The sequence below is a fragment of the Nostoc sp. genome (assembly GCF_036919595.1).
GTDB lineage: Bacteria > Cyanobacteriota > Cyanobacteriia > Cyanobacteriales > Nostocaceae > Nostoc.
In genome coordinates this window covers 52,211-58,433 of sequence record NZ_JBALCO010000073.1, presented here as the reverse complement: position 1 = coordinate 58,433, position 6,223 = coordinate 52,211, and the positions used below count along the sequence as shown (strand labels likewise).

General features: G+C 41.8%; 6 protein-coding genes. 3 read left to right on the top strand and 3 right to left on the bottom strand.

The window, feature by feature from the left end; genetic code table 11:
• Positions 1-608: 608 nt before the first annotated feature.
• Together V7K21_RS10380 and V7K21_RS10375 are read left to right on the top strand one after the other, a co-directional pair.
• Positions 609-1,880, top strand: a complete 1,272-nt coding sequence (locus V7K21_RS10380) for a HEAT repeat domain-containing protein (RefSeq protein ID WP_335173883.1) — start codon at positions 609-611, stop codon at positions 1,878-1,880.
• A gap of 57 nt (positions 1,881-1,937) precedes the next feature.
• A complete protein-coding gene (locus V7K21_RS10375; protein ID WP_335173882.1) occupies positions 1,938-2,159 on the top strand; it encodes a hypothetical protein in 222 nt (73 codons plus the stop codon).
• Positions 2,160-2,387: 228 nt separating this feature from the next.
• Here the strand turns inward: V7K21_RS10375 and glgA are convergent, their stop codons facing one another.
• Positions 2,388-3,830 (bottom strand): glycogen synthase GlgA, encoded by a 1,443-nt coding sequence (gene glgA, locus V7K21_RS10370; RefSeq protein ID WP_335173880.1) that lies wholly within the window; start codon positions 3,828-3,830, stop codon positions 2,388-2,390.
• Between the two features lie 131 nt (positions 3,831-3,961).
• Positions 3,962-4,933, bottom strand: a complete 972-nt coding sequence (hemC, locus tag V7K21_RS10365; protein WP_335173878.1) for a hydroxymethylbilane synthase — start codon at positions 4,931-4,933, stop codon at positions 3,962-3,964.
• Between the two features lie 84 nt (positions 4,934-5,017).
• Here hemC and V7K21_RS10360 point away from each other — a divergent pair, with 84 nt between their 5' ends.
• Positions 5,018-5,302 carry a hypothetical protein gene (locus tag V7K21_RS10360; RefSeq protein ID WP_335173876.1) on the top strand — a complete coding sequence of 95 codons (285 nt, stop codon included), beginning with the start codon at positions 5,018-5,020 and terminating at the stop codon, positions 5,300-5,302.
• Positions 5,303-5,763: 461 nt separating this feature from the next.
• On the opposite strand, the gene V7K21_RS10355 is transcribed toward V7K21_RS10360, so the two are convergent.
• Complete coding sequence (locus tag V7K21_RS10355) at positions 5,764-6,183, bottom strand: lysozyme inhibitor LprI family protein (RefSeq protein ID WP_335173874.1); 420 nt, start codon at positions 6,181-6,183, stop codon at positions 5,764-5,766.
• Positions 6,184-6,223 lie beyond the last annotated feature (40 nt).

Sequence of the window (6,223 nt, the reverse complement as noted above, 5' to 3'; positions counted from 1 at the left end):
ATGGTCTTAATCTCCTCGAAGTTATTACTGATGCTTTAGAAGGTAATGTCTCTGTTTTCCTTTCCTCTATTACTACTAGCTAGGCAGTTACATTTCTTCTTTTAATTCGCGTAATTCACTCCGTAAAGCTTCTAACTCCAAATCTCGGTCATTAGGATCGTTGTTCATATTATTATCTCCACCAATTTTAAAAATTATCCTGTTAGCGATGTTTATTATGCTACAAATAAACTACTTATATCTCTTTCAGGCGATCGCACCAGTTTCTCGGCTTTAAATCAATAGTACAAACTGCACATCAAAGTGTATATGGTGTTCAAACTAGGGGAGAAAGAGGAAGCTACAGTACGCAACGTGTTAAATTTAACTCTAATGAAACTGATTAACTTGTCGTTACATATTGATAAATTATCCCGCCCACTTACTTATCTTCACATAGTTTAATTTTTTCAAGCCGTTCTACTTAATCTAAACTCCAGTGAAAAGGAACTGCATTTTTTGATAGTTCAATTTATAAACATTATTTACCGTTATTTTCCAGTCCCCAGTCCCTAGTACGATAGTAAAAGTGACCTCTGAGCAATTATCCAAAAGCCATTTACAGATCAATGGATAAACGTTTTTTTAAAATGTTTGGGCTAACAGAAGATCAAGCGATCGCAATTATCGATACACCATTAGAACAACTCGAAGACGCTTCAGATAAGTATATTGCTGTTTCCCATCTAATTAATTATCCCACTGAGCAATCGATCGCAGCTTTGGTACGGGCGATTGAAACCAGTAATCCTGATGAGTTAGACCACCGGATTGTTCGACGCAAGGCTGTGGAAAGTTTAGGGCGATTGCAGGCCGAATCAGCTTTGCCTGTAATTCAGCAGTGTCTTAAAGATGATGATATATATACTGTAGAAAATACCGTGTGGGCGATCGGGGAAATCGGGACTAAAGATCCAGAAATTCTCGAAGAAGTGGCGCAGCTGCTCGATAAACCAGGTCAAATATACCGAGTTATTATTCACACTCTAGCTAACGCTAACTATCAGGCGTCTCTAGAACGTGTTCGGAAATTTACCCAAGCTGAGGATGAACCTACCCGTAGTGCAGCGATCGCTACAGTTTGTCGTTTCACAGGTGATTACTCCCAAATCACTGAGGTGATGGCGCTACTGCAAAGTTCTAGCGTCAATGCACGGCGCGGTTGCATTCAAGACCTGATTGATTCACACTATTACAAAGCAATCCCAGAAATTGCCCGTTGTCCTGTATCTCTGGTGTTTCGGTTGCGAGGATTGCGGATGCTTTTGGATGCAGGCGTTCCCAGTGGTGAAATTACCTTTACAGAAATTCAACCTTACTTAGAGCAAGTACTGGACGATCATCCCAACGATCTTAATTTAGTACATGAGTATGACGCTACCCCTGTTCTAGATTTTGTCATTAACGAACTCTACGAAACCGATTTTGGACGGTGTTATTTAGCTACAAAAACCTTACTGGATATCTATGCACAAGAAGCACCAGAAGCACTTATAGCAACTTATTCTGACAAGGCATATAACGATTATGGCGCTCATTATCATGTCATGAAACTTTTCGGCTGGCTGAAATATGCTCCCGCCTACGATTTGTTAGTAGAAAACCTGTACAATCGCGAACCTCAGTTTCAGAAATCTCGTGCTGCTTGTGCGATCGCTCTTAGTGAATTAGGTGATTCACGAGCAATTATTGAACTCAAAACTTGCCTAAATACACCGATTTGGGACTTGAAATACGCTTGTTTACTAGCCTTAGACCGCTTAGGAGACTCGTCTGGTCGGGAAATTTGCGCTCATGATACTGACTGGTTAATTAGGGCGAAAGCGACGAGTACTCAATAGTTAGGAGTTAGAAGTTAGGAGTTCTATCAAGTCTAGATAATTGTCGATACCTTGGCATTGTTAGTCGATACAATGCCATTGTCAGTCAACACAATGGTATTGTCAGTCAACACAATGGCATTGTCAGTCAACACAATGGCATTGTTAGTCAACACAATGGCATTGTTAGTCAACACAATGGCATTGTTAGTCAACACAATAGCATTGTCAGTCAACACAATAGCGTTGTTAGTCAAAACAATGCCATTGCAGGTCAAAAGACTTGTGTATACACCGTAGCTTTGCAAGTTCTTAGGGGATTAACGTGAGTTCGACGGGTTAGATGGTGTCCGCCTAATTAGTCAAATCAAAAGACCTCTGCCTGGTTTTAGTACGCAAAACCTGTCCCTTTCCGATTCGGAGAGGAACAGACTTGAACTTTAGTTCAAGGCAGGGAGAGGTTTGTCGAACTTACGTTAACTTATCAGTGATGCGAGTAGAGGCATACAGATGTACGCCCCTGGCAGTTTAGGACTTGCTACTAGTGACTGCTTCGTTTAAAACTAACTCTGGTTCTGCTGTCTTCTCTTCTTCTTCCGGCAAACCGTAAATAGACCTGTACAACTTTACGTACTCTTTGGCAGATTGATACCAACTAAAATCTTCACTCATCCCCCGTTTTTGGAGTTCTTGCCATTGCGGTTTGAAACGGAAGCCTTCCCAAGCTCGGATCATACAGGTAAAAAGGTCTAGGGGTTCATAACGGTCAAAGCAATAACCTGTGCCTGCTGCATTTTCGGGATCATGATGGGTTACAGTGTCAACTAATCCACCTGTGCGGCGGACAATGGGTACAGAACCGTAGCGCAAAGACATCATTTGGCTAATACCGCAAGGTTCAAAACGACTAGGCATTAAGAAAGCGTCAGTACCAGCGTAGATGCGGCGAGACAGGGCATCGTTATACAGTAGATAAGTTGCCATGCGTCCAGGAAAGCGGGATGCTAATTCCCACATCTGAGTTTCATAATAGCGATCGCCTGTCCCTAACAGCACAAGCTGTGAATCTGTATAAGATAGGAAGCGATCAAGGATTTGTAATATCAAATCAATGCCTTTTTGTTCCACTAATCGGGTCACAATCCCAATAAAAAAGGCTTTGGAGTTGACTTCTAACCCCAGTTCTTCTTGCAAAGCAATTTTGTTGGACTTGCGTTTATTTAAACTATCAGCAGTAAAGGTTTGAGTAATGTATTTGTCATTCTCTGGGTTATAAACTTCGGTATCAATACCGTTAATAATCCCAGATAATTTACCGCTAATAAAAGACAGCAAACCTTCTAATGTTTCACCATAAGTAGGTGTCTTGATTTGCTCGGCATAGGTGGGCGAAACTGTATTTACCTTATCGGCAAATTGCACCGCTGCTGCCATTGTATTGTGTCCTTGCATATACCAGGGACACCAAGTAATTCTCTCTAAATACCAACGCCACGGCCCTTGATAAGCCAGATTATGAATGGTAAACACTGTGTTGATATCAGGATCTTGGTGCATCCACACGGGAATCATCCCCGTGTGCCAATCGTGGCAATGGATAATTTCTGGCTTCCAGTAATTCCAGGCAAACTCGGCTGCACCATTAGCAAACAAAGTGAACCGCCAATCTTCATCTTCTCCAGAATAAATGCGGCGGGGCATGAAGGCGGGATGTCCAAATAAGTACAAGGGAACATCAGTACCAGGCAGAACACTTTCATATACTGCAAAGTGCTGAAACATGGCATCTCCCCACCAGATGGGTTCATAGGGAATTTCCATTTTGTCTGGCAGGAAGCCGTAGTAAGGCAAGAATATCCGCACATCATGCCCCATTTCTCTCAGGACTTTGGGTAATGCCCCGACAACATCACCCATTCCTCCTACTTTCGCAATGGGTGCTGCCTCTGCTGCAACAAATAGAATCCGCATGGTAATTTTTGCTTCCCTGAGATTGTCAAATTAGCTCTATGATCCCGATCAACGCGATATGTCGCGTCTGGCACGTATGAGAGCGCAACGGCGATCAATTCTTATCTAATCACATCGGCTTGCCCAATTGCTTAGGAACCGCGCTGAATCACCGCAAAAATTTCTGATAAAATTTCTTGCGCTCCCTGTTGACGCAATAGTTCTGCTAGTTCTATGCCTAGCCCTTCGGCATTGTTGGCAATGCCTGTGAGGGTATCTTTCACGAGCTTTTGACCATCTACACTGGCGACTATCCCTGTTAAGGTCAAATTCTCACCAGATATTTCTGTATTTACACCAATAGGTACTTGACATCCGCCCTCTAGAGAGCGTAGAAAAGAGCGTTCGGCGAGACAGCGATCGCGTGTTTGGGGATGTTCGATCACTTTGAGTAAAGATAGCAATTCACTATCATCAGCCCGGCATTCTATACCCAAGGCTCCTTGTCCAACAGCGTGGAGAGAGATATTTGCGGGGAGAATTTGATGAACGCGATCGCTCATTCCCAATCTCTCTAACCCTGCTGCTGCCAAAATCAAAGCATCGTATTCGCCTGCATCCAGTTTTGCCAACCGTGTAATCAAGTTTCCCCGCACATCTTTAAATGTAAAGTGGGGAAAGTGGTGACGTAACTGTGCTAACCGCCGTAGCGAAGATGTACCGATTACAGCACCCTCTGGTAAAGTATCGATTTGTTTATTTTTGTGCTTTTCATGCACCACTAATGCATCTGCTGGGTTTTCCCGTTCAGTAATTGCTGCAAGTGTTAAGCCTTCTGGTAAGTGAGTCGGCAGATCCTTAAGGGAATGAACGGCAAAGTCAATCTCCTGATTCAGCATTCCGACTTCAAGTTCTTTAGTAAAAAGTCCTTTATCGCCAATCTTAGCTAATGCTACATCCAAGATTTTATCGCCTTGGGTAGACATGGTGTGGACTTCAAAAGTGATATCAGGAAAACTTTTCTGGAGTTGCTCTTGTACCCAGTAGGTTTGAACCAGAGCAAGTTGGCTTTTGCGTGAACCAATCCGAATAGTGCGTGGGGGACTAGAAACAACTGAAATCATATAACAATATATCAGTAAGCGATTAATTCACTTTCATCTAGACTACCGTAGTCAGGGACACATACTAATTTTGGATTTTAGATTTTGGATTTTGGATTACAATTCTTTACCAAAGGCTGGTTTGAGGAATCTCCAACACTACTACTTAGTAGAGCATTTGATTGGATTTGTAGCAAATTAAATTTGGCAATACCCTCCAATGCCAATGCGTCTTTTGACAATGCCAATGCATCTTTTGACAATGCTAATGTGTCAGCTGACAATGCCAATGCGTCTTTTGACAATGCTAATGTGTCCGCTGATAATGCCAATGCATCTTTTGACATTAAAAACGAACTATTGAGTTCGCTGTTGAAGGGAGTGTTCTAATTCAGCGTTGAGTGTTTGTAGCTATTTGTAAAGTTCTGACTGTTGGATGGCGATCGCAACCTGGGTTGCAAGTTGCTTCATCAACTCAATTTCCCCAGATTTCTATTTACGGGTGCGATCGTACTGATGAGCAATCAATAAGTCCCAAAGTTCAGGGGTATAAACACGTGTTTTGCTATCTTATTGTTTATCTGCTTGCCGAGCCTCTTGTAGAATGCACATGAAGTGCTGACAACAAGCTGATTCATGTCTACACATAGTTACAATCATTAATTTTTTAGAAGTCAAGCAGACTCAGCAACCTTCGATTACCATGTACTGATGATCCTGACTTATCACTTCAATCGGAATAGCAGAAGTCATGAGTGTTGCAAAATCTGCATCCCTAACTTAATAGAGAACCTGTAGATGATGTGCTAATTGCTCCAAACTGGACAATTGAAATTATCATTTTTATCGAATTAAGGGTCGGTTTTGAGATATTCTTGTAATTGTTGAGTACGCAATTTGGTGGAATTTTCTAGACAACCAAAATAAATGGTTGGGGCAATACTTCCTCCCTCATATCTGCTTCTCTCAAACTCACAATTGGTATCTCGAAACTTGATCCATGCTACTTGTGCAGCAATCAATTTCTGTTTACTAGAGCTTTCTAACGTAGATAGCAATTGTTGATAAACTAGATTCAGCTTTTTATCTGTATTCTGATAAGATAACTTCGTGCATTCATTAATTGCTGCTTGAGTTTGAGGATTATTGCAGTTAAGCCTTTGAACTAAGCGCATTGGTAAATCAGGCGTTGTGCCTGCTATTGTCTTGGTGGGGGTATCTAAACTACTGAGAGTTAGAATACTTGCCAAAACTAGTAATAATTGACGCATGGCAAAATTTTTATTGTTTAGGTATAAACAAAAGATACCA